This window comes from Nocardia blacklockiae (genome assembly GCF_015477355.1).
GTDB classification, from domain to species: Bacteria; Actinomycetota; Actinomycetes; order Mycobacteriales; family Mycobacteriaceae; genus Nocardia; species Nocardia blacklockiae.
On sequence record NZ_JADLRJ010000002.1, the window covers coordinates 424,540 to 448,712 of the forward strand.

The 24,173-nt window shown below is 70.3% G+C and carries 3 protein-coding genes; all 3 read right to left on the reverse strand.

From position 1 onward, the window contains the following. Genes IU476_RS07980 through IU476_RS07990 form a run of 3 tightly spaced genes read right to left on the reverse strand, consistent with a single transcriptional unit; the run spans position 1 to position 23,716 of the window. On the reverse strand, positions 1-22,908 hold the full coding sequence (locus IU476_RS07980) for a WXG100-like domain-containing protein (protein WP_195098264.1): 22,908 nt from the start codon (positions 22,906-22,908) through the stop codon (positions 1-3). Then, entirely contained in the window at positions 22,847-23,365 is a 519-nt protein-coding gene (locus IU476_RS07985) for a YbaB/EbfC family nucleoid-associated protein (protein ID WP_195098266.1), read from the reverse strand. Before IU476_RS07985 ends, IU476_RS07980 begins: the two co-directional genes overlap by 62 nt. A 6-nt stretch (positions 23,366-23,371) precedes the next feature. Beyond that, positions 23,372-23,716: a hypothetical protein gene (locus IU476_RS07990; protein WP_195098268.1), complete on the reverse strand. Its 345-nt coding sequence runs from the start codon at positions 23,714-23,716 to the stop codon at positions 23,372-23,374. Between the last annotated feature and the right edge of the window lie 457 nt (positions 23,717-24,173).

Sequence of the window (24,173 nt, forward strand, 5' to 3'; positions counted from 1 at the left end):
TCACTGGCGGAAGACCTCCTCCCGTCGCCGCGGGTCGGCGACGATCGCGCTGATCAGACGGCCGAAGTCGCGGTCCGCGCCGGGGAACGGGTACCGCGCGTCCACCACCGCCACCCCGCCGCGACCCACTTGGAACCAGGTCCGCACCGGATCCGAGCGCCCCCAGTGCACCTCCACCCCGGGTTCGTCCAGATCGACCGCGCACCCCTCCGCCCACAGCCGCAACCGCCCTTCCCGCCGGAACAGCACCACGGAGGTCTCCCCGAGCTGCCCATAAATACCTGATATGGGCCCCGGCATCACCGAAACCCATTGCATCGCCCCGGTATTCGGATCGAACAACCCCACCGGCCCCTGCCCGTCCGCGGCCTGGACGACAATCCGGCCACCTCCGTACTCCGAACTGCCGACACCTGTACTGCGCCGCTGACCACCTCCCGGAGCCTGCGACGGGATGACCGGGGGCAGCATGGGCACCTGAGACCGGTTCTGCGCCAAGCCGTCTGCCCGGCCATCGGGCATCGAGCCGCCATCCGCAGGAAGCCCGGGTGCCACGGGGTGTCCAGGCAGCTGCGGCCACGAATGAACCCGGGGCTCAGTCGATTCCGGTGGGTCGGACACCACTGGTGGTTCCGGCGGCATCGGCGGCTGCGGCTGCGGCGTCGGTGGCTTCGGAGGGCTCGGTGGCTGTGGAGGGGTCGGGGACACCGGCGGAGTAGGGACCTCCGGACGGGTTGGGGGGTTGGTGGGTAGCGGCTGCCGTGGTGGTGTCGACGGCTCGGGCCGGCGGGGAGGCTGAGAGGGCCGCGGAGGTTGTGGGTGGTCCGGCGGATTCGTGGGTTCGGGCTCGGGATGTTCCGGGGTTTCGGCGTGCAGCACCAATTCCGGATCGGGGGCGCGCAGCGTCGGCGGGTGCAGGTACTCGTCCGGGAACTCCACATCGAAGAAATGCGGCGGATGCGGAATTCGGGACATCACATACACATCCGGACTTTCCGCGGGCCCCGACTCACCGCGCCGCGCCCCACCCGCAGATGCCCCGTCGTCACCACGACCACGGCCACTATCCGCACCACGACCCACATCCCGGCCGTCATCCGCGCCGCGACCATCACCACGGCCCTTATCGCCCCGTGCCGGACCACTGCCCTCGCGGCCACGGCTTCCGGTCCGACTCTCCCCCGGATGCCCCTCCCCACCACTCGCTGCACTCTTCTCATCCACCGATGGGGCGGCGACGTTTGGCACCGGAACTGCGTTCGTCTCGTATCTCGGCGAAACGACGTCGTTCGGATCGAGAGCCGCGTTCGCCTCATCGGCTGGTGCGTCGTTGCCGGTGTGATCGGCGACGGGGGGCAGGTGGTCCAGACGTGACTCTGCTTGCGCCAGAACCGCTTCGGCTTGTTCGACGGCTGCTTGGGCGCGGAGGTATTCGCGGGCGGCGGCCTCGAGGGCGCGGCCGCGCTCGCGCCAGACATCCGGCTCTCCCGGGCCTTGGGCCTGTTGCAGCCAGGACACCAGGTCGTCGACCCAGGGGATGATGTGGTCCTCGTCGGTCAGACCGGCGCGCGGTTCTCGCGTGAAGTACAGGCCTATCTCGTCCAGCGCCTCCCCGGCCTGCCGCAACCGCTCTCGCTGGTCGGCCAACCGCTGGCGCGCCTCATCGACCGCACGACCCTCACCCGACAACCGATCCGACCTGCCGTCGTCGGCAGGAAGACCGTCCGACTGGGGCACGAAACGCGGAGCCGCGTCACCTTCTGGCCCAGCAGCGGCGTCGTGCCAATCCTGCTGTGCGGCAGGCGTTTCGAGTTCGTGCCGGTGTCGGGGAAGGAACGCCGACAGCTCACGCTGTTCGTTGTACAGCGCCGACCGCGACAGATCGCGTCGGACGGCGGCCAGGTGCGCGTCGGCCTCCTCGCATTCGACGATCCCGCGCACGAGACTGTCGACCCGGTCGGTGGCGTCGGGATGGCGTGCCCGCAGGCTGTTGAGCCAGTCGTCGCGCTGCGGGGAGCTGTGCAAGGCCACCGCCTCGCGCGGATCGACGGCCAGCTCCCGGGCGAGCGCGTCGAGCGCCGCGGCGGCCCGCGCGGCGGACTCCTCGGCCCGCGGCAGCGCGAGCAGGTCGGCGAGATAGGAGTTGTACTCCAGGTCCCGCCGCCAACCGGTCAGCGGCGGCCGCACCGCATCCCAGTGATAACCCTCGGCGACGGCGTGCGCGTTGGCGTCGTACCAGGTCTTGCCCGACCGCCGGTTCGCCGGATCGCGCTCGTATTCCGACTCCGCGAGCGCGTCGTACAGCAGCACCAGATCCTGCTGCAGCGGCTTGCGCAGTCGCGCGATCACCTTGTCCGGCACCGGTTCCACCTCGAGCAGCCGACAGAACGCCTCGGCGACGTCGGCGACCTGGTCCATCCGCCGCCACCGGAAGCGCCCGGACGAGTCGGCGTGGTCACGGACCAGATGCTTGTCGAACAGCAGATGATCGATGATCTGCTGCACCTGCGCACGGGTGAACGCCGGCGGGGGCGGTTCGTCCGGCCCGGTCAGGTAGTCGTCGCGAATCCGCGGCATCGAGTCGTCGTCGACCAGTTCCGCCGCGAGCCGGTTCATCGCCTCGTCGGTGACACGGCCGTGCGCCAGCATCTCCACCAATCGCTCCCGCACCGCGAAAACCGCTGCGTTGCAGGCTGTTCGGTCGTCGGTGTCGAAGACGTCGGCCACCTTGCGCAGGTCGGTGTCGGAGTGCCGGTGGATGTAGGTGTCGATGTACTTCTCCAGCCGCGCACCGGCGTCGCTCCGAGTGAGTTCCACAGGGACGCCGTCGATCAGCTCCGCCTTGATCCGCCGCACCACCTCGCGCGCCGCGAGCACCTGCTCGTTGCGCCGATGCCGATCCAGCCCGGCCACGATCTTGTCGGCGAGGCCGAGGTCGGCGCGGAACCGCTCGTACTGCCGGTCGGTCCACGACAGCAGCCGCCACTGCTCGACGACCTCGTCCCCACCGGCGAAGTCGTTGCGCACGTGCGGAAGTAGCTCGGCAGCGAGCGCCGCAAGGTCCGCGTCGGAGACCCGGCCACCGGCCTGCGCGTCGACCAGTCGCTGCTGGAGATCGGCGATCCGCGCCCGCACGTCGGCCGGGTCGTCGGTGACGAACGCGTCCGCCAGCGCCCGCGCGGTGGCGTCGAGGTACCGATCGACATTCTCCACCTGATCGCCCAGGTCGGCGCGGGACAGATCGACCCGCGACAACCCGTCCACCAGATCCCGCCGGACCACGTCCACAACCAGCTCGGCGCACCGCACGCGCTGCTCGTCGCGGAGTCCGGCCAGGCCCGCCACGGCACGATCGATGGCGCGCCGCATCGGCTCGGGCAGGTCGACGCGATCCGGGTCCGCCGAGTGCTCGGCCGTGTCCCGGCGCGGGAACATCGGCTGCACCTCGTACTGCGCGCCGCGATGCCACTCGACCGCCGACCAGATCGTCGCGAACGGCGGCAGCTTCTTCAGCCACGGCCGCTGGTCGAGGAAGTCCCCGATCTCCGGATGCCGCTGAATCCACGCCTCCACCTTCGGATGTTGCAGCGCCATCATGAGATTGCGCAGATTGCGCTGCACCGCGTTGATCTCGCTGCCGATGTCGAGGCTGAAGATGGCGTCCTCGGGGATGTCGCCCTGGAAGAACTTTCCCTCCACCCCGAGGGCGTTGAAGGGCAGCAGGTCCTTCGGGACCATGCCGGGCGGGATGTCCACGAACGGCAGCGCCAAGGTGTTGATGTAGTGCACCAGCCCGCCCCACCAGTCGGGGTTGCCGGGGTCGTAGGCGTCCGGGTAATCGGCTGCGCCGCTGGTGCGCCAGGAGGGGCGCGTGGTGTCGACGTAGCACCAGTTGCCCTCGCCGTCGCGCCAGCGGATCAACTGGATGCCGGGCTCGCCGTGGCGCCAACCGGCATCGAGCACCTCGACCCGCGGCACGGTCCGCAACGGTTCGGCGCGCAGCTCCGAGAGCCCGCCGATCAGCTGGCGGTACTCGATCTCCGGACGCTGCGACATCACATGGGCCACACGGCGTTCCGTGCGTGCGGCTTCGGAAAGCGCGTGGTCGAAATGTGCCCGGGGATGGTCGAAATCGGCGCGCGGACCGAGCACGATGATCTTCGGCGGCGCTCCGTCGACGACGGCGACCAGGTCGGTCACCATCCGAGCGCCCTCCTCCCGCAACAGATCCGCCCACTGCCCGGTGACTCGACCGGCTTCGTCGTCGAGGCGCTCCATCGCGTTGTCGACGCGGATCACATCGTGGGCGGCATCGCCGAGTGCCGCGAGCCAGCGCCGTTTCTGTTGCAGCAGTGGGTCGTTCGGGTCGAGGGCCGCGCGGCACCGCGTCAATGCCGCGTCCAGGGCGGCGGGATCGGGGCCTAGCTCGACCTGACGGATCGGAACATCGTGCGCCCGCAGCCGATCGAGGAGGTCGAGCATCATCGACCGGCGCGCCTTGTTGAACGAGTTCCGGAACAGTTCGGCGCGTGCGGTTTCCAGCTGCCGCAGCTCGCGGGCGACCTCGGGGGACCGCGGCCGTCCGTCGCCGACGCCGTCCTGCGCGAGTTCCGCCAGGCGTGCCTCGATGTCGCCGACCGCCTTGTCGACCCGATCGAACGCCTCCACCGCCTCGACCAGCTTGCGAATCGCCCTGCGCCGCAACGCGACTTCGGCCGGCGCCATCTGCTGGTGCACGATCCGCTCCGGTACGTCCAGGGTGCCCGGGATCCGGATGGTGCGGGGCTGGGTCTTCTCGAACAGTTCGAGGATCTTCCGTTCGAGCGCTTCCCCGGACAGTCCGGCCACATCGCGCAGTTCGGCGCGCTCGTCGCGCTTGGCGCGCAGGAACTCTCGCTCACGGATCAGCTCGTGCCAGCGCTCGACGAGGCGGTCGTGCTCGGCCTGCGGGGACTCGTCGAGCTGCGCCGCGTCGATCTCGCGCCGCACCCAGGCGAGGTAGTCGTCGGCGCCGACCAGGCGTTCGCACACCTGGATCAGCTCGACGACGTGTTCCAACTCGTCGAGATCCTGCACGCCGCGGCGCTCACGCACCTCCTGCAGGGTGACGCCCAGCCGGTCGCGGCGCAGGGCCGCCCAGTCGTCGTCCGGCGCGACCTCGAGGAGTTCGGCGAGGGCATTGCGCCGCGCCAGCAGCACGCGCCGCTCCCGAATCGCCTCCTGGCGACGCTGATTGAGCTCCTCCAGCCGCGCGTGCGTCGCGGCGTCCGCGGCAGACGGCTGCCGCGGGGGCGGCTCACCGTCCCGAGCACGCGGGCTGTGTTCGCCTGCGCCGGTGGCGTTCTCCACCGCGTGCGGCGACTCACCCGCGCGGTTGCCGTCCGGATCGTGTTCGCTTGCGCCGTCACCGTTTTCGGCCGCGGACGGTTGCCGTTCACCGCCGCCCGAGCCCGGCTCGTCCGGCTCGGGAGCAGGGTCCGGCGTGGGCGGGGGTTCCGGCGGGTCCTCGCGCTGCACGGTGACGTGGCCGTTCTCGTCGACGCTCAGGCGCAGCACCGTGACGTTGTCGCGGTCGGGCCCGGCGATCTCGTCTACCAGCGGATCGATGCCGGCGGCCTGTTCCAGCGCCGCACGCGGATCGCCCGCCTCGCCCCAGACCGCGACGGCCACACACCGCGACGCGCCTTCGATGATGCCGATGTCGTCGCCGATCAGCACGGTCGCGCCGGCCTCGAGCAGCGCGTCGTGTTCGAGCGAGCCCGCCAGGTGCTTGCCCGCCTCGTCGAGAGCCGCCGCGGCGGCGTCCAGGTCGGCGGTCGCGCGCCGATAGTCCTCCGCGGCCGCGGCCAGTTCCCGGTACGCACGATGCCGGTCCCTGGCGGCCGGCCCGTCGGGCATGGTCTGGCCGGTCAAGCGGTCCAGCACCTGCTCGAGTCGCGTGGCGTCGGTGACCGCCGCCCAGGAGAGCATGCCGTTCTCGGCGCGTTCATTGCGTTGCCGCGCTGCGGTTTCCAGCCGCTCGACATCTTCCATCGCCGTCCGCAACCGCTGCTCGGCGTCGGTGTAGGTCCGTCCGGCTTCCAACAGCCGCGCCCGCTGATCCTCGATGACCGCCCGGCGGTGCTCGCTCAGCAGATCGCCGAGCGCGCGCAGATCCTCGGCGCGCTCCCGCACCTCGGCGCGCAGTTCGGCGTGCAACTCGGCCATCTCCTCGCGGGACAGGCGCTCGTGATCCTCGATCACGCCGTCCCGGAACGCGTCGTACACCTCGACGTACTTCTCGAAGCGCCGTTGCAGTTCGGCGCTCATCTCGGCCTCGCGGGCGGCGCGCTGCTCCGGGCTCAGGTCGCCGTGCTCGGCGCCGGTGCGGAACTCGTCGTAGCGACGCATGTACTCCACCAGTTCGGCGCCCGCGGCGTCGACACCGATGATGCGGGCCCAGTCGCGATTCACGCCGTTCTCGGCCGGACCGTCCACCTTCGTCCCGTCCAGCCGGTTACCGAATTCGGCGAGATCACCGGCCACCGCGCGCAGGTGGGCGATCGCGGAATCGTCCCGGATCGGGTGTTCGGCACGGGTTTCCATCCCGCCGTCGGTCCGCGGCCGCGGACCGGGCTCCCCCTCCACCACGGCCCGGACGAATTCGCCCAGGGCAGTAGTGATTTCGGGCGTCGCCTCGCCGCGCCGCAGCAGCTTGGCGAGCGCGCGTTTCAATGCCCGGGTGTCGATGCCGCGCGGATCCGCGACCCGGCGGTGTTCGTCGTCGTACCGATGTCCGTGCAGCGCACGGGGTTCCAGGCCCAGCGCGCGTGCCACCCGGCTGCGCTCGACGAGCACGCGACCGACCTTGCCCGCCGGCATCTCGTACCGGCAGTCGACGAGCGCGTCGAGGAAACGTTCGCGCTGCGCCCGGCTCGTCGCGGGATCGGTCAGCCTGCGCGCGACCGCTTCCGGGGACGGGTCGCGCTGCCCGGTCAGCGCCGCGCATTCCGCCCGCAGTTCGGTGTAGGCGGTCTCGCTGCGCATCGGCGAGCCGCCGCCCACGAGCCGGGGGTCTGCCGCGAGGTCGCCCGCCCACACCGGACCGGTGGGATCCAAGCGCATCAGCTCGGCGGCGAACTCCCGCAGGTACTCCCGCAGCCGCTCGGACTGCGGCACGACCGCGCCGTCGACCTCGGTGGAGCGATGCGCCACGTTCGCGAGAGCTTTGGACAGCTTCTTCGGATCAATTCCGTCGGTGTCGAGTTCGCGCTTTTTCAGGTCGTCGTCGAATTTGCGGGGATGCAGCTCCGCGGGCTTCAGATTCAGCTTGCGCGCCAGTCGATCCCGTGCGGCGTCGACCGCCGCGGCATCCACATCGCGGACCTGCTCGGCATATTCGGTGAGCGCCCGCACCGCCCGATTCCGGTTCGTCGCGCCCAGTGCGGGATCCGACAGCACGCGGGCGAGATGCTCCGGGGTCAGCTCCCAGGCGGGCACACTCAGCCTGCGCGCCAGTTCACCACGGGCCAGCCCGATGTCGTTGAACTCTTCGATAGCACCCGCGCTGCGTACATAGTCGACCAGCGCTTCGATCTGCGCCGCCCGCACCGCGTTTCGCAGTTTCTCTTCTTGCACGAGGTTCGATCCGGCGCGGCCCAGCAGGTCGTCCGGGTTCAGCTCGAGCCGTTCGGCGAGGTCGCGTATGCGCTGTTCGAGTTCGGCTCGCGGCCGTGGCTCGGGCAGCGGACCGGCGGGCTCGTCGACCGGGTGTACGGGGTCGGCCGGCGCCTGCACCGGCTGCCACGGGCCGTCGCCCACCCGCAGCAGCGTGACCTGCACCTGCTGGTCGCCGACGACGCCGTCGAAGCACCGCGCCTCGGGCGCTGCCAGCGTCCCGATGCGCACCGAGCCGTCCGGTTCGACCCACCCGACCCGGAAATCCGGGACCAGCTCACCGTTGTTGACGGCCGCGGCCAAATCCGCATCGTGTGCCAGGGCCCGGGCCAGCACCTCGTCGTGCTTCGGTTCCGCGTCGACGACGACCAGCCGACCCGGGTCGCCGTCGACGCGCCACACGCCCGGTGCGAGTTTCCGGCCGCCCTCGCCGTGCTCGAGCCATTCCGTGGCCGCCAGATCGACCAGCGCCGCGCCGGTTTCGCGATACCGGTCGTCGATATCGCGGTAGTCCCCGGCCAGCGCCCGCAGCTTCCCCAGCGCCTGGGTGCGGGCCTCGGTGCCTTCGCGAAGTTGGTTGACCGTCTCGGAGATTCGGGTCTCGTCGCGGGAGATGTCGTCGGGGAACAGGTCCTCCCACGTGGCCCGCTGTTCGCGAATCTGCTCGCGGCGCAACGCTTCCTCGAAGTAGAGCCGGATGCCGCCGTCGCGGAGCTTGCCGTCGTCGTCGAACAGCTGCGACCAGTGCGGCGGCGGCGTGCTGGTCTTGTTCTTGATGCCGCCCCAGGTGAGGAAGCGGGCGTCGGCGTCGTCGGCGCGCACCACCTCCTGCAGGAACCGGTTCATCGGATCGCTGGAGACCGAGTCGATTTCGCGACTGTAGGGAACGAGCGCGTCCTCGGCGCTGTACCAGCGGCTGGCGTCCACCCAGCCTTCGAGGGCGGCACCCCGGCGTGCGATCTGGTATTCGAGATGGTCGATCGCGCGCTGGACCGAGGCGTGCGACAGGTCGGGCAACTCGAGTCCGTAGCCGCGGGCGATGGCGACGATCTCGCCGACCACCCGCGTGCGTTCGTCGTGGAGCCGATCGACCTCTTCCAGCCAGTGCCGCAGGGCTTCTCGCTCGGCGCTGCCCGGCTGATAGTCGTCGCCGTCCGCCGGCCGAGCGAGATACTCGGGCGCCGCGGGCTGTTCGCGGTCGTGCGGCTCGGGGGCTCGATCGCCCTGCGGCGCACCGCCCCACGCTTCGGCCTGTGCTCTGGTCAAGCCGACCTGCCGGAGCAGTTTGGGATCGGCCTGTTCGCGCCAGTACTCGTATTCGCTGCCGTCCGGGTGGCGTGCGGGCGGCAGCTGATTCTCGGGGTGGCGGCCGCGGAAGAAGTCGCCGATGCGCTCGCGTTCCTTCCAGAACGTCAGCACTTCGACGGTCAAGCCGATCGGCAGCTTCTTCACCAGTTCCGACGCGCCGTGCAACTGTCCGAGGAAATCGCCGACGTCGTACCCGGAGCCCTGGTGCGCCGGATGCGCGGGCGCACCGGAGCCGGCCGAATCCGGTTGCTGGATGGCCGATCCGGAGCCCGAGGGCGCGGCCGGGGTCTCCTCCGCCCGCGGTCGCACGGCCCACTCCCACGCCTTGCGCAACCACGACTTGTCGGCCGTGGTCTCCTCGGCATCCGGGTCGGGGGCCTCCTCGGGGTGTGCGCGGCGGTCCGGGACCACGCGCGGCGTGCCGTCCTCGCCGGTCTCCACGCGCAGCCGCACGCGGTCCGTGCCGACCTGGAGGACGAGCTCGCGCGCACCTTCCGGCAGCGGTTCCCTGGGTGCGGTGAGGACACCGAGGTCGGCGAGGTCGTCGGCTTCTCTCAGTACGTACGCACGCAACTCGGCTACTCGGCGGGCGGTGCGTTCCGGTGCTGTCAGCTCGGCCGGATCGACATTCAGCAGCCGCGCCCAGCCGTCCCGCGTGGTTTCGATCTGGGCGCGGTGTTCCGGATCGGTCGCCGCCTCCCAGCGGGCGATGTGTTCTGCGAGGGCTTCAATGGCCCCGGCGCGCAGAGCGTTCCGATAACGCAGCTGCTGGAGGATTCGGTCGCGGTCGGGGCCGGTCAGATCGCCGTCGCCCAACCCGAACCGCCGCGACAGTTCGGCTCGCAGTTCCTCGGGGTCCACCCGGCGCGGAACTCCGGTCTCCCGGTGGGCGCCGAAACCGTTGGGCCGCACTGCGGATTCGGCCGGGATCGGAGTATTCGCAGGATCGGCCTCCAGGCGCCAGTACTCTTCGGAGCCGTAGGCTTCGTCGAGGGCGAGCGGCCCCATATCGTCCGGATAGCGCATCGGTCGCGGCACGCCGTCGGCCGTTTCCGCGAAAAAGCCTCGTGATCGGGCTATTTCGGCGAGCTCCTGGAGTGCGGCGAGCGGATCGGGGTGCCCGGCGAGCGCCTCGTCCAACCGCAGCGCCTCCACCAGCTCTCGCGCATAGGCACGTTCGGCGTCGGTTCGCGGGACAACCTCGTCATCAATCCGCGCGGCGGCGTGCTCGGCGAGGAACCGGCGGACCTGATCGAGGGGCCGCCGTTGCGCCGCCGAATCTACACCCGCAGGGGAACTTTCCTCGCTTGTCGTCCGGGACAGCTCGGCGCGTCGGCGCGGGTCTTGCGTCGTTCGGTCGGCCGGGTTCTCCCCGGGTGCCTGTCCGACCGTCCGGCGCTGCGCGGATGCCAATTCCTCGGCCGCTTCACGCATCAGCCGCTGCCGGGTGTCCTCGTCGACCGGATCGATCCGGCGGCCCTCGTGGTCGAAAAGGATTGCCTCCGTGCCACGTACGTCGCGTGCGAGGCGGGTCAGGTCCTCGTGGGTGGCGTCGGTGGCGAGGTCGCGGACCACGATGCGGCCGTCGCCCTCGTGGACGAGGAGGTAGGCGTGGCCGCCCACACCGTATCGATCGGTCTTGCCGCGGTACATGTCCACCACCAGAGCGGCGGCCCCGGCTTTCAGGTGCCGTAGCTCGGCGGCGATGGCGGCGTGATCGACGAACGGACGCAGCCACCCGCCCGCCGCGGCGATCAGCTCGCCGCGGGTCATGCCCTCGTAGCCGATCAGGCGCTCCGGCAGCCGGATACCCGACCGTTCACCGAACATCCGCAGCAGTGCACGCAGGGACAACTCGCCGCAGCGACCGCGGTTCGCGTCGTCGAGCAGCGCCCGTGCCTCGTGCGAGAGGGACTGCGCGGCAGACCATTCCGGGTCCGGCGCCCGCAGTTGAGCGGAACGCTTGGGGGCCGGGCGAGATCCGTCTCCCGGGTCGGGGCGTGGCGGCATGGCCTGCGCGTGGGCCTCGTCCCATTTGCGCCCATAGAACTCGGCGTGCGCGATCCCCTGCGGAGCAAGCGCTTCGACAGTCTCCCGCAGTGCATGCAGGGCGGCGTCGTTGGCGATGCGATCCAGCACGGGGGCGAGTTCGGCCGGGATCGGGCGGTCGGCGAGACCCGCGTTGCCGCGTGCCTCGCTGCGTGCCGTGTAGAAGGTCTCGGTGTAGGCGCGGGTGCCGGGCGGTTCGGGCACCTCGAGGCCGGCGTGGCGGAGTTGCAGCGCCGCAACGATTTCCATCGCGTGGGCCCGGGTCTCCTCAGCCAGCATTCGTTCGATGTAGGTGTCGCGGTCCACCGTCATCAGATCCCGGGCACTGCCGCGGACCTCCCGGGCGCGTGCCGACTCCACGTGAATCGCGTGGTGCACCAACGCCGCCATGTGCTCGGCCTCGGAGAGCCCGACATCCAGCACCAACCGGTTGCGATAAGGCTGATATCCGTGTGCGCCGGGATCGGCGGTGTGCACGATCTCCACCCCGCGCAGAATCCCGGTGGCCCACTCGCCCACCGGCGTTCGGGCCAGTGCTTCGTGGACGCCGCGCAGGCGTTGCGCCGACGCCGTCGCCGCCATGTCCGTGTGAAGGGTCTCGTGCGGCGGAGTGGCGGCCGGATCCGCGGCTTCCGCAACGGTTTCCAGGTGGATGCGGCCGATGCCGTCCACCTCGACCCGCACGAGTGCTACCGCGTCGCGACCGAGACGCTCTGCCTCGCCCACGATCTCCGGATGCCGCAGCAGCGCATGGTGGTCACCCGGAGCGGCCGGGACGACGAGACGTTCGGGTGGTCCGGGCAGCCGCACCGCGTGGTCACCCACCGGTCGCGCGTTCGGCTCGTCGCGCAGCATCGACTCCAGCACGTCGCGTACCGCGATCGCGTCGACCGCCTCGTCCCGTGCCCCGAAGGCGGCCTTGCGGTTGTCGAGATCGGCTCGCCGGTCCGCCAATTCGCGGAGTTCGTGCTGAGTGCGGCGAATCTCGGCGGCCCGCTCCGCCGACGTCGCCGGATCGGACGACTCCGCCTCCAGCTCGGTGATCCGTTGCTCGATCTCCCGGCGCAACGTCGCATGGTCGGCCGCCGGGTCCAGGCCGTGTCGCGCGGCCAGTTCGTCGGTCTCGGCGGACAGCGCCTGCAAGCGCACGCTTTCCGCGTGCCGGTGCAATGCCTCCACACGCAACCGCTCGGCGACCGCGGGGTCCTGTGGACGGTGCGCGGCACTCGGCTCCGCGCCGGACGCCGGGTGCGCTTCGTCCCAAATCTCCGCCGCGAACTGAAGATACGTCTTGCCCTCGAGATCCGGGTACAACTCGACGATGGTGCGCACCGCTCGCACCGCCTCGGCGCGGGCCTGCTCGCGCACGTCCTCGGGGCTCAGGTCGGGGTCCTCGCTCAGATAGTCCAGGGCACGTTCGTAGCGGTCGCTGTAGGCGGCCTCCACATCGGCCGGCGAGGTGCGCGCGTCGTAGCCGAGGGCCTGCAATTCGCGCGCCAGCTCGGCCTCCAGGACGAAGCAGGCCACCTCCTCGTCGATCATGGCGTCCACGAACGGGCCGGATTCCATCGTCTCGATGCGATCGTCCACCAGCACCGTGCGGCCCTCGAGGAAGTACTCGGCGTGGACGATCTCGTGCGCCAACGCCAAAGCCTGGGCTAGGTGGTCGCGTCCGGTCGTGTAGACCGTGGCGGTCAAATCACCGGCGGTGAATTCGCCGTGCAGCCCGGCGTCGGCGGCCGCCTCCAACCGCTCGCGGAGCAGGCCGTTGTCGAGCGTCCGCAGTATTCTCCGGCCGATCCCGGTCTGCGACAGCAGATCCCGCAGCTGTTCGGGGACCGGATCCCACGACCGGCCGATCCGCGGACTCCCGCCGGGATCGGATTCACCCGGATCGCGCACCATCGAACCGTCACCGGCCTGCGGCTGCCGCGCGGGCGACATACCGCGTCCGCCATCGGCTTCGCCGAACGGCACCACCTCGGACGAACGCGGTGTCGCGGGCCGTTCGGTGTACACCACATTGCCGACGGCGACCTGACGCGGCTGCACGGTGCCGAGTTCACGAGCCAGTTCCGACGACATCACCTCGGCGGCAGCGGATTCCGCGTCGGCGAAGGTCTTGTGAATCAGGACCGTGCCGTTGCGGTGCGCGACCAGCTCTGCACGCAGCAGCCCGCGCGCCGCTCCTGGGTCGAGATCCCGCGCCGCCCGCACGCCGGAATTGCGTGCGGCGCCGACGATGTCGGCGAATCGGCGTACTCCGTGCGCGTCGTCCCACGCCCGGCCGTAGACGTCCCGGTACGTCTCGCCGTGCTCGGTGTGCGCCTCGACCTCCGGGCGCAACGCGCGCACACCGGCGTCGTGGGCCATCGCCTCCACCAGGTGTGCCCGTGCGGTCGGCACCGGCTCGTCCGCGGCGATACCGAGATTGCGTTTGGCCTCCGCGTACCCTTCGGCGAACGCGTCCCGGTACGTCCGTGCCCCGACGGGATCCGGCAGTGGTTCCCGTCCGGCGCGCAGGTCGGTCAGCTGGTCCCGGAGCTGTTGCAGGGCAACGATTTCCATCGCATGCGCGCGGGTCTCCTCGGCGATCATGCGGTTGATGTAGGTGTCGCGGTCCAGCGTCATCCGGTCGTGCAGTGACCGTGCCTGCGCGCCCTGGGCCGCCTCGGCGTGGATCGCGTGGTGCACGAGTGCGGCCATGTGCCCGGCGTCCGACAGTCCGGCGTCGAGTACCAGTTCGTTGCGGTGTGGCCGGTAGCGCTGCGCGGTGGGGTCGGCGGTGTGCACGATCCGGACGCCGTGTGCGTCCAGCGCCTCGATTGCCCACTCTCCTACCGGAGTTCGCGACAGCTCGGCGCGAATCCCGTCCAGGCGTTGCCGTGTCGCCGCCTCGACCAGGTCGCGCGGGCGCACCTCCGCCGGAACATACGGCGGCGACTGCGTCCGGGTGGGCTCCCACAGCCGGACGTCGCCGCGGCCGTCCACCTTGATGTTCCGGTACGACACCTGACTGTCGGTCAGACGTGCCACCGTGGGATCGTCGCGCAGGCGGGCGAGCTCGGCGGCGTGCTCGCCGGGCCTGGCGACTATCGTCAGGCGCGGACCGGGCATCAGAACCGCAGTGCTGGAAAGCTTTTCACCGCCGCTCGACCGTGCGAGCCGGTCGACCACGTCGGCGGCGGCTCGGTCGTGCAGGTCCTTGGCGCTCGCCTCGAGACGGGCGTCGAGGTTGTTCCAACGGTCGGCGTGATCGGACAGCTCGCGCAGCCGCAGCTGCTCGCGCCGCAGCTCCGGGAGCCGGTCCGCCGGGGTGGCGGGATCGGACAGTGCCGCGTCCAGCTCGGTCAGTTTCCGGTCGACCTGCTCCCGGACGGCGGGGATGTCGCCGAATTCGATGCCCTGCTCGTCGCAGCGGGACTCCAGCTCGTCCATCAGCTCGGTCGCGCGCCGATCGTCATGCAATTGGCGGACGGCGTCACGCCGCAAGCGTTGCGCCACTTCGGGAGTCATCGGTTCCGCGCCGGTGTGCGGGTCGGGGCCGCCGCCGCGCGCGCGGTCCCAGGAGTCCTGGTAGTGGTCCACATAGGTTCTGCCGTCACGCCAGGTGAAGTTCTCGACGGCGGTCCGGGCGGCCCGCTCGCCCGCCTGGTGTGCCTGCGCCTGCTTCTGTTCCCGCGGCATCGGGGAATTCGCGAGCCGGGACAGTTCCTCGGCGTGCGCGCGGTCGTAGGCTCGCTCCACCGCGTGCGGCGTGAGCTTGTAACCGAGCGCGCGCAGTTCCCGGGCCAGTTGCGCCTCGCGCAGGTAGCAGTCGGTTTCCTCGTCGATCATGGCGCGCACGTAGTCCTCGCGCGACATCCGCCAGCCGTCGGCGGTGCGGCCGTCGGCGAAGTACTCGGCGTGCAGCGCCTCGTGCACCACGGTCACGGCCTGCCTGGCGTGACTGTGCCCGGCGGTGAAGATGGCGAGATCGTGCCCGCGGGAGTCGAAGGTGCCGCGAGTCACGCCGTCGTCGGCCACCCGCTCGAAACGTTGCCGGACCGGCAGGCGGTCGAGGGAGGCGAGCGCGCGGCGCCCGGTCTCGGTCTGGTGCAACAGTTCTCGCACCTGATCGGGTGCGGTGTCCAGCGCGCGGCCCACGCCCACCCGGTCGGGATCGGACAGGTCGGCCGATGCCTGCCGGGCCAGTCGTGCGCGGGTCTCGTCGTCCAGCCGGCCGACCGGGGAGCCCTCGCGATCGAACAGGATCGCCTCGGTGCTGCGCACATCGAACGGCAGTCGCGCGGGGCCTGCTCCGTCGTTCGACGGATCCCGCACCACGATCTGCCCGCCCTCGTTGACGAGCAGGTACGCGTGCCCGCCCACGCCGTAGCGGTCGGCCGGACTGTGATACATGTCGACTACCAGCGCGGCGGCCCCATTCCCCAACTGCCGCAACCTGTCCGCGATCGCGCCGTGGCCGGAGAACGCCTGGAGGCGTCCGCCCGCCGCGGCGGCCAGCTCCTCCCGCGACATCCCCTCGAACCCGATCACCCGCTCCGGCAGCCGAATTCCCGACCCCTCGCCGTACCTGCGCAGCAACTCCCGCAAGGAAAGTTCGCCACACCGCCCACGATCGCCGCCGGTATCGGTCCCCGCGCCCCGCTCCACGGCGTCACCGTTCCGAAGATTCCCCGAAGCCGCGCCTTCGTGCCCCGGCTGTGCCCCCTCCAGCCGACCGGCCCCAGGCGCACGCGAACCATCGTCCGCAGACGTCTCCCCCGCGAATCGCCCACCCCCATCCGACATTCCACGCGCCGCATCCCAAGCCCTACTACCCGACCTCTCGCCTGGGCCACCAACCACCTCCGCCCGCGCCACCAACGACGCGGACGTGTACCCATCGAAACTCCGCGGACCCGCAGCAACCACAAACGGCGGAGCAGGCGGCCGCTGACCCCCATCACCCCCCACCGACCGAGTCGGCGAGTCGGCACCCCCATCCCCCCGCACCGGTGTAGCGGTCTCCGCACTGCCGGTTCGACGCACCGGCCGGGTCGGCGGGTCGTCCTCTACGCCACTTTCGGCACGCCGTGGAGTGGGCTGCTCCTCACCGGTTCGACGCACCGGCCGGGTCGGTGGATCGTCCTCGACAGCGTTCTCGGCGCGCCGCAGAGTGGTGTGGTCGGGCGGGACAGAGCCGTCGCCTGGTGGTGTCGCTCTGCGGAAGCCGTGGGTTGGTGCTTCCTCGTCGAGTTCGCGCGGAGCCGGTTTCCGTTCGGGCACAGGCGGTTCGGCTTGTTGGGGGCGTTGCCGCCGGATCGGGCCGGTCGGCGGGTCGTCGTTGGCGAGTTCGCGGTTCGGTTCGGAAATGTTTCGGCGCGTGGTGTTTTCGCCGCCGGTGGCGTGCTGCGGTCGACGGGCGGCGGGCTGGTCGGGGGCGGGGACGAAGTCGGGGCGGGCGTGGGCTTCGATCTGCGCTAGCCGGATCATCGCCAGGTTGTGCCACCGAACTTGGCCGAGCGCCTCGAATTCCGGGCGCAGGCGCTCCAGTCGGTCTCGCACCCAGGCGATTTCCGAGCGGGTGAGGTCGTGGTTCACGAAATCGACTCCGCCGTCCGCGCGTACGCGCAGGAACCGCTCCGCGAAGCGGGTCACGGTCTCGCGGGTAAGGGTTCCGGCTTGGAACGCGTGGTGGTGATTGCCCCAGGCCACCTTTCCGCCGGGCTCGATCACCACCCGGTCGGTGCCGTTCGGGAAGCCGGTCAGGGCGTCGTGCAGGCCCAGACCGGTCGAGCCGAAACCCTCGCGCGCCAACTCGATCGGCAAGGCCGCGGACATCACCTCGTGGTAGACGACCGTGCCGACGGAAATCGCCCGCGGCAGCGGCACTCCCAGCGCCCGCCCCAGCAGCGACGACAACACCTCGGCCTGCGCCATCCGCGCGTTGAGCAGCGTCTTGCGCACATACTGCGCACCGTCGTCGAAGGTGACCAGCTCGGCACCGCGCACCCCCGGCACCGTGGTCTCGACCCCGAGAGCCTGCGCGGACTTCTCGCCGCTCATCCGAGCCGCTTGCACCCGCTCGGCGAACGGCTGCACGCCTTGCGCCACGTCCCACGCCCTGCCGTACACATCGCGATACGTCTCGCCGTGCTCGGTGTGGTTGCGCACCTCCGGCCGCAACGCGTCCAGCCCCGCCTCGTTGGACATACGGTCCAGCACGGGCAGCAGCCTCTCGGGCACCGATTGCCCTGCCAGGCCGATGTTTTCGAGCAGCTCGGCCCGCGCTCGGTAGTACGCCTCGGTGTAGGCGTGCGTACCCACCGGCTCGGGAACATCGTGTCCGGCGGCCCGGAGTTGCAGCGCCGCAATGATTTCCATGGCGTGCGCGCGGGTCTCCTCGTCGAGCATCCGGTCGATGTAGGAGTCGCGACTCAGCGTCTGCAATTCGTGCAGCGCGACGATCGGGTCCCGGCTCCGGGCCACCTCGACATGAATCGCGTGATGCACCAGATCGGCCATGTGCTGGTGGTCGGACCTCCCGACATCCAGCACCACGCGGCGCAGCGACGGCTTGTACCCGGCGTCGCCGGGGTCGGCGGTGTGCGCGATCTCGACACCGTCCAGCACGCGCAAGGCCCACTCGCCCACCGCGGTGTCGCCGAGTCGAGCACGGACGAGGTCCATCCGTTGCCGGGTGGCTGTCTCCGCGAGGTGCAGTGGCGTCAGCACCGGGGGCCGCGGCGGTTCGGCGAGCCCGGGCGCCGTCCACACATGCAGCTCACCGTTGTCCTGGAGCTTGACCACGCGGTACTCGACGGCGGCGTCGCGCGCGGCCGCCGCCACTCGCGGATCCCCTAGCACGGCATGGTGTTCGCCCGGTGCGCCTACGATCACGAGCCGCTTCGGGGTTCCGGGCAGCAGCACCGCGCCATCGGAAATACGCTGCGCGCCAGGGACTTCGCTCAACACGCGGTCCACGACGTCGGTGGCGAGCACGTCGTGCATTTCCTTGATCGCGTGCCAGCGGATCCGGGTGTCGAACCTGTCGCGCTCGTCGGCCAGATCCGCCAGTTCCCGCAGCCGATGCTGTTCGCGCCGCAGCTCGGGGAGGCGTTCCGGTGGGGCCGTGGCCATTTCGGTGTCGAGGGCGGCCAGCTTGCGCGTGACCTGATCCCGGATCTGCTGTGTGGCACCGAAGGACACGCCGTGGTCGGACGCCAGCTGCGTCGATCGCCGGACGAGATCGTTCGCCTGCACGATGTCGTTGCCGCGGTGCAGCACCGCGGTCCGCATCCGCTCGACACCCGCGGGCGTCAACCGGTAGGCGCGAGGATGCGGAGCCGGCTGAGGATGCTGCCCGGGCGCCTGTGAAAGATGCTGTGCGGCTTGCGCTTGCTGGGCGGCGCGCTGCTGCGCGAGCCGATCCCAGCCGTCCCGGTAGTACTGGTGGTAGCTGCGTCCGTCCGCCCAGCGGAACGAGCGCACCTCCTGTTCGGCCGCGCGCAGTGCCGATTCGTGTGCCTGTTCGTGGATCTGCTGCGGCGTGAGCGCGGAGTCGGCGCCGCGGCGCTCCACCGCCTTCCGGTACGCCGCGTCGTAGGCGGTCTCGGTCGGCTGCGTGCGGATCTCGAAACCGCGGGCGCGCAATTCGACCACCAGCTCCACCTGCCGCCGGAAGCACGCCGTCTCCTCGGCGACCATGGCGCGCACGTACTCCGAGCGCGACATCGCCAGCGGATCGCGCACCGAGCGGTCCTCGACGTAGTACTGCGCGTGCACCGACTCGTGCACCAGCGCGACGGCCTGCGCCACATGATCGTTGCCGGAGGTGAAGACCGTGGCCGCATGTTCGTGCGCGACCCACTCGCCGCCCCGGTGGCCGCCTTCGCCCATCAGGTCGAAGCGTTCGTGCACCGGCATGCGTTCCAGCGCCGCGAGCGTCCTGCGTCCGGTCTCGGTCTGCCGCAACAGCTCTCGGACCTGATCCGGGGCGGCGTCGAGGGCTCGGCCGATGCGGCCGGCCGCGTGCGGATCGAATTGCCGCTCGGCCAGGTAGCGGCGGGTGGCCGGGTCCACCGATTCGAGCGCGCGGCCGCGACCGTCGAAGACGATGGCGCGCGGCCTGCCCTCGAGTTCGGGCGGGACGCGGATCGCGCCGCCTTCGGGATTCGCCGCGTCGCGGATCACGATGCGTCCGCCCTCGTTCACCATCAGGTAGGCGTGCGCGCCGATTCCGGTCTTCTTGTCCGACACGGTGTAGCTGTCGACAACCAGGGCGGCGGACCTGTCGCCCAAGCGGCGCAACGTGTTCGCGATGTCGTCGTGGTCGGTGTAGGTGGTCAGCCTGCCGCCTGCCGCCGCGACGAGTTCGTCCTCGCTCATGCCGCGCTCGTCGATCACCCGGCCGGGCATCCGGATGACGGTCTCCTCGCCCGGGAGCCGCAGCAGTTCGCCGTCCTCGTCGAGGACTATGCGTGCCGACTCCGGATCGCTTGCGCCGCTGTACATCCGGATCAGTTCGGAGAGCGCGCCGACGCCGCAGCGGCCACCGGTGTCGTCTCCGGCGGGCCGGAACCGTTCCGGCACAGGCTCGCCGAGCGATTCCAGAATTTCGCGGCCGCGCGCGAAACTGGACAGGAACTCCCGCGCGCGCCCGCTCTGCTCCGAATCACCCAGTGCGTCGAGGATTTCGCGGCCGAGCTGTGTCTGCGACAGCACCGCTCGGGTGCGCTCGGAGTGCAGATCGACCTCGTGGGCTCGGTCGCGCGCGGCCGCGGCGGTGTCGGCGCCGTCGCGCATCATCCAATCGCGGGCCCGGTTGCCGATGCGGTCGACGGCACGGCCGTTGTGGTCGAAGACGATTGCCTGGCTGCGGGCGAGTTCCCGGGTCAGCCGGGGCGGGAAGCCGTGCTCGATGCCCTGCGCGAGGTCGCGGACGACGATCCGGTTCCCTTCGCGCGTCATCAGATACGCGTGCGCGCCGACGCCGTGACGGTCGGCGGGACCGCGATAGGTGTCGACGACCAAGGCGGTCGCGCCGTCCTTCATCGAACGCAGCAGGCTCGCGATCTCGGCGTGCCCACCGGCGAAGTTCCGCAGCTTCCCGCCCGCGCCCGCGACCAGCTCGCGGGTGCTCATCCCCTCGGCGCCCACCTCCCGCTCCGGCAGCCGGAACGGCCGCCCGGGGAACCTCTCCTGCAGCGCCCGCAATGCCAGCAGCCCGCAACGCCCACGATCCGCCTCGCCGCGCGGAGCCGACCGCTCGTCGCCGGAATGCCCACGCGGAGGCGCGGATCCGTCGCCGGCGTCAACCGCCGACGGCCGCACATGCGAACCTCCCGCCGGGTGCGCGGCCACCGGAACCACGAGCCCCGCCACGGCCTCGCCACCACGATGCCCGCCCGGGTCCTCGATATCCCGCTGCTCCGGTACGTTCTCCGTACGCTCGTTCCCCGTCGACCGCTGCTCCGGCGCGTTCTCCGCACGCTCATTGCCTGGCGACCGCTGCTCCGGTGCGTTCTTCTGACGCTCGTTGTCCGGCGACCGCTGCTCCGGTGCGTTCTCCTGACGCTCGTTGCCCGGCGACCGCTGCTCCGCACCGTCTGCGTCCCGCACGGGCTCCCCCGGCCGCGAAGCCCGAACCGGGTCGCCTTGCGAATCGCGTTGGGGTTCTGCGGTGTGAGCCGGGGTGTCTGCCTCCGGGTGGGACTGCACTCGGTCACCTGCGTCACCTGCGGCGCGGTTCGAGGATCGAGGGGCCTCCGAGCCGCTGGACTCCGCACGGACTCGTGAAGCCGGGTCACTCTGTGCGCGAGTCGAATTCGCGTCCGCTATTCCAGCGCGTGACGGCGTCGACGCACGGTCCGATGCGGTGCGGGCGTCCGGCGCACCAACCTGGGAACGCGATTGCTCACCACCCGAGCGTGTTTCGGCCGTCCGTGTGGCATCACCCGCCGCTCTGCTCGTCTCCGGACCCGCCGAGGAATCCGTCCGCGTCGGCGAGGCACCGTGTTCCGCTCTGGCCGGACCGACCGGCGCATCCAACCGAGACGAAGCCGCGGTCGAATCCGACCGCGCAGCAACGGCACTCGACTCCGCCCGCACCGCAGAAGACCCGGAGTCTGTGCGCCCAGCAGCACTGGCATCGGAACGCCCCGCCGCAGAGCCGACTTCGGAACGCCCCGCCGCGGAACCCACATCGGAACGCCCCGCCGCGGAACCCACATCGGAACGCCCCGCCGCGGAACCCACATCGGAACCGCCCACCACAGAACCGGCGTCAGACCGCCCGCTCGCACCGGAATCCGAATGCCCGACAGCGGCACCGGAATCCGAACGCGACCCCGCACCTTGCTCGCCCACGGAACCGTGAGTAGCGGCAGTGTTCCCGTTATCACCTGCGTGCGACCCCGCGGCATCGACGGTGTCCGAACCTGTGGAATGCGATCGGCCTACCTCCGACACCGTGTTGTCGGAACCAACGCCGGTCGGTCGCGTGGAGCCGTGATCGCCTGCGCTGGAAGGGCTTTCGCTCCGAGTTTGTCCTCCTTCGGCGGCGGAGGCTCGTGATCCTCCGTCACCGGACGAACCCGCTCCGGCATCGGACGCCCGAGGGTCGGAACCGTCGGAGCCACCGGGCCGCACCGAAACACTGTGCGAGCCATCACCTTCAGGCGAACCGGCCCGGGGCGGGGCGTCCCCACCCGCACCGCTCCCCGGGAACCCGGCACCGCCCACCCCATGATCCGCAGCCACCTGTGAGTCGGCGAACCCCGTCGTCCCCACCCGCGCCGCATCGTCGTAGGCACCCGCGTCCTGTCCGCGCCCCCAGTGCTCGGACATCGCGTAGTGCCGGGTGATCGACCCTTTGAACATGCCCGAGATGGACCCGCTCGCCACACCGCCCGTCAGCATGCGCGGGTCGAAGTTCTGCACACCCTTTTCGAGGTTGTCCCAGGCCTTGCCCCAGTCGCCGCCGCTGTGCGCGAGGTCGAGTCCGAACTGGGTGCCGAGCCCGGCCGCCCAGCCCGCGCCACCGCCGACGAAACCGCCGGTCTTCGCGGCGATGACATCCTTCAGGAACGGGCTGATCGCGACATTGGCGAGCTTCTCGCCGACCAGTTCGCCGGCCTTCCCGCCCGCCGCGCCACCGAATGCCGACGACACCGTGGTCACCATGAACCGGTCCCAGTCGAACCCGCCCTTCCGGTGCCCCTGGGCGATCTGGATGGCCTGAATAGCGGCATCCTGACCCGCCCCGACGAGGGTGTTGATCAGGACGTGCCGCAGCACGAAACGGAGAACGACATTCGAGATCCTGGTGGCGACCCACTCCGAGATCCGCATCCGCACCTGCGAAATGAACATGCGAATTGCCAGCCGGGTCCCGGCGATCGCGGCGGCCTCCACCGCGGGCGCAGTCGGCGGAAACGCCCACGCCGCCGCGATTTCGACAGCCAGCAGACCCAGTGACGAAATGACCATCCACTGACCGGATTCGATCTCGTCACCCGTGCTGTCCGCACCGTCGGCGATATTGGCGAAATCGTGGGCCAGCCTCGCTACGGAACCGTTCTCCGGATCATCGAGCGCCTTCCCGTTTCCGTCGCGCAAGGAATCGAAGGCCGCAGCGATCTCGTCACGCGCGGCGCCTTCGGGATAGGCGTCGAGGGCCGCTTTCTTGGCGGCGTCGATCTCCTTCTCGATCTGGTGCAGTTCGTCGGCCGCATCGCGCCACAGCTGGGCGAGCGCACGCATCTTGTCCGGGTCGCCGTTGGGCCACTCGGACCCGGCCACCCAGCCGAGTACGCTCATCAATTCCATCTGCGGCCAAATTCCCCGATCACCAGCCGGAATCGGTGATTCCAGTGTCCCGAGAATCGCGTTTTTCGACGACTTCGACATTGTCGAAGGTCAGTCGGCGACCGGTGTCGTCGGCGTCGCCGAAGATTTCCTTCGCCCCCGGTTTGGTGACCGGCGCCCGCTCCGGCGGCGGCACCTGCTGCCGCAGATCCGGCATTCCCGGGACCATGTCCGACAGTTTCGGCAGCCGCGCACGCTGCTCGTCCAGCGGCGCCATCAGTTGCTGCGTCTTACGGGCGACGTCCGCGGAGGCCTCCTGCACGGCTTCGACCACCGCACGGGCCAAGTCCGCGTATTCCAGTTCCTCGACGTCGCGACCGAATTTCAGATCGACGAGCACACTGTCCGCGTTGACGATGGCCGTCACCCGGCCGCGGCGTACAGATCCCTTGCCCTGCAACGCGATTCGTTCCTGCTGTAATCGGGCGATGGTCTGTAGCGTGTCCTGGATGTCTTCCATCAGGTCCGGATATTCCTCCGGACCGAATCGTCCCGCCATGATCGGCTAGCTTTCCGGCCGGAAGCGGCGGCGGTTGTCTTCCTCGAGTTCTTCGCGCACCTTGTCGCCGGTCTTGCGCTGCCCCTCCGCCAGGCTCTCGACATTGGTGACCATGCCTTTGTCTCCGACGAGGCCCTTGCCGACGTTCTCCTTGGTGTGCAGGTAGCCGTTGCCGCCCTCGCCCTCGGAGAACTGTTCACCGGTCCGGCAGGTGCCCCAGGGCGTGCCGAGTGCGGCGGCCCCGGTGTCCAGCTTGGACCAGACCGCGCTGATCCGGTCGGCGACGTGCTGTGTCTTGTTTGCGGCCCGCCCGAAGGACTCCGGGTCGATATGCCAACGCTGGGTCCCCATCACGCACCCTTCCTGCCATGCCGGCGGTGCCGCACCCCGGCCCGAACCTGCATTGCCGACCGCGATTCGGACATTGTTCATGTCTGTATCGAGAGTCGGCTGTCTCACCGTAACACCGCATGTCGCGAGCGACCACTCGGTGTGAAAAAAAGTATCAGACCGGCGCCGGGCATCGGCGCGGCCCACAGCAATTCCGCGGCCTTGCCGGAACAAGGCCAATGTGAGCCGTGATACTGCTTAGATGTTGATCTTCTATTGCCCGGGAGGCAAATCGTGCACTCGCAGCATAATCACAGTTAACGAGCTTCCGACCGCTGGCCCGAGACCGTGTTCGTTCCCCGGACACGCACGCGGACAACAAATTTCGGCACGGTTGTGCCATTATATCGCCCCTGACCGAGACACCCTTCTCGACCGTCTCCGCAACGCGTCGGCGCTCTCCGGCAGCGCGGGTTCC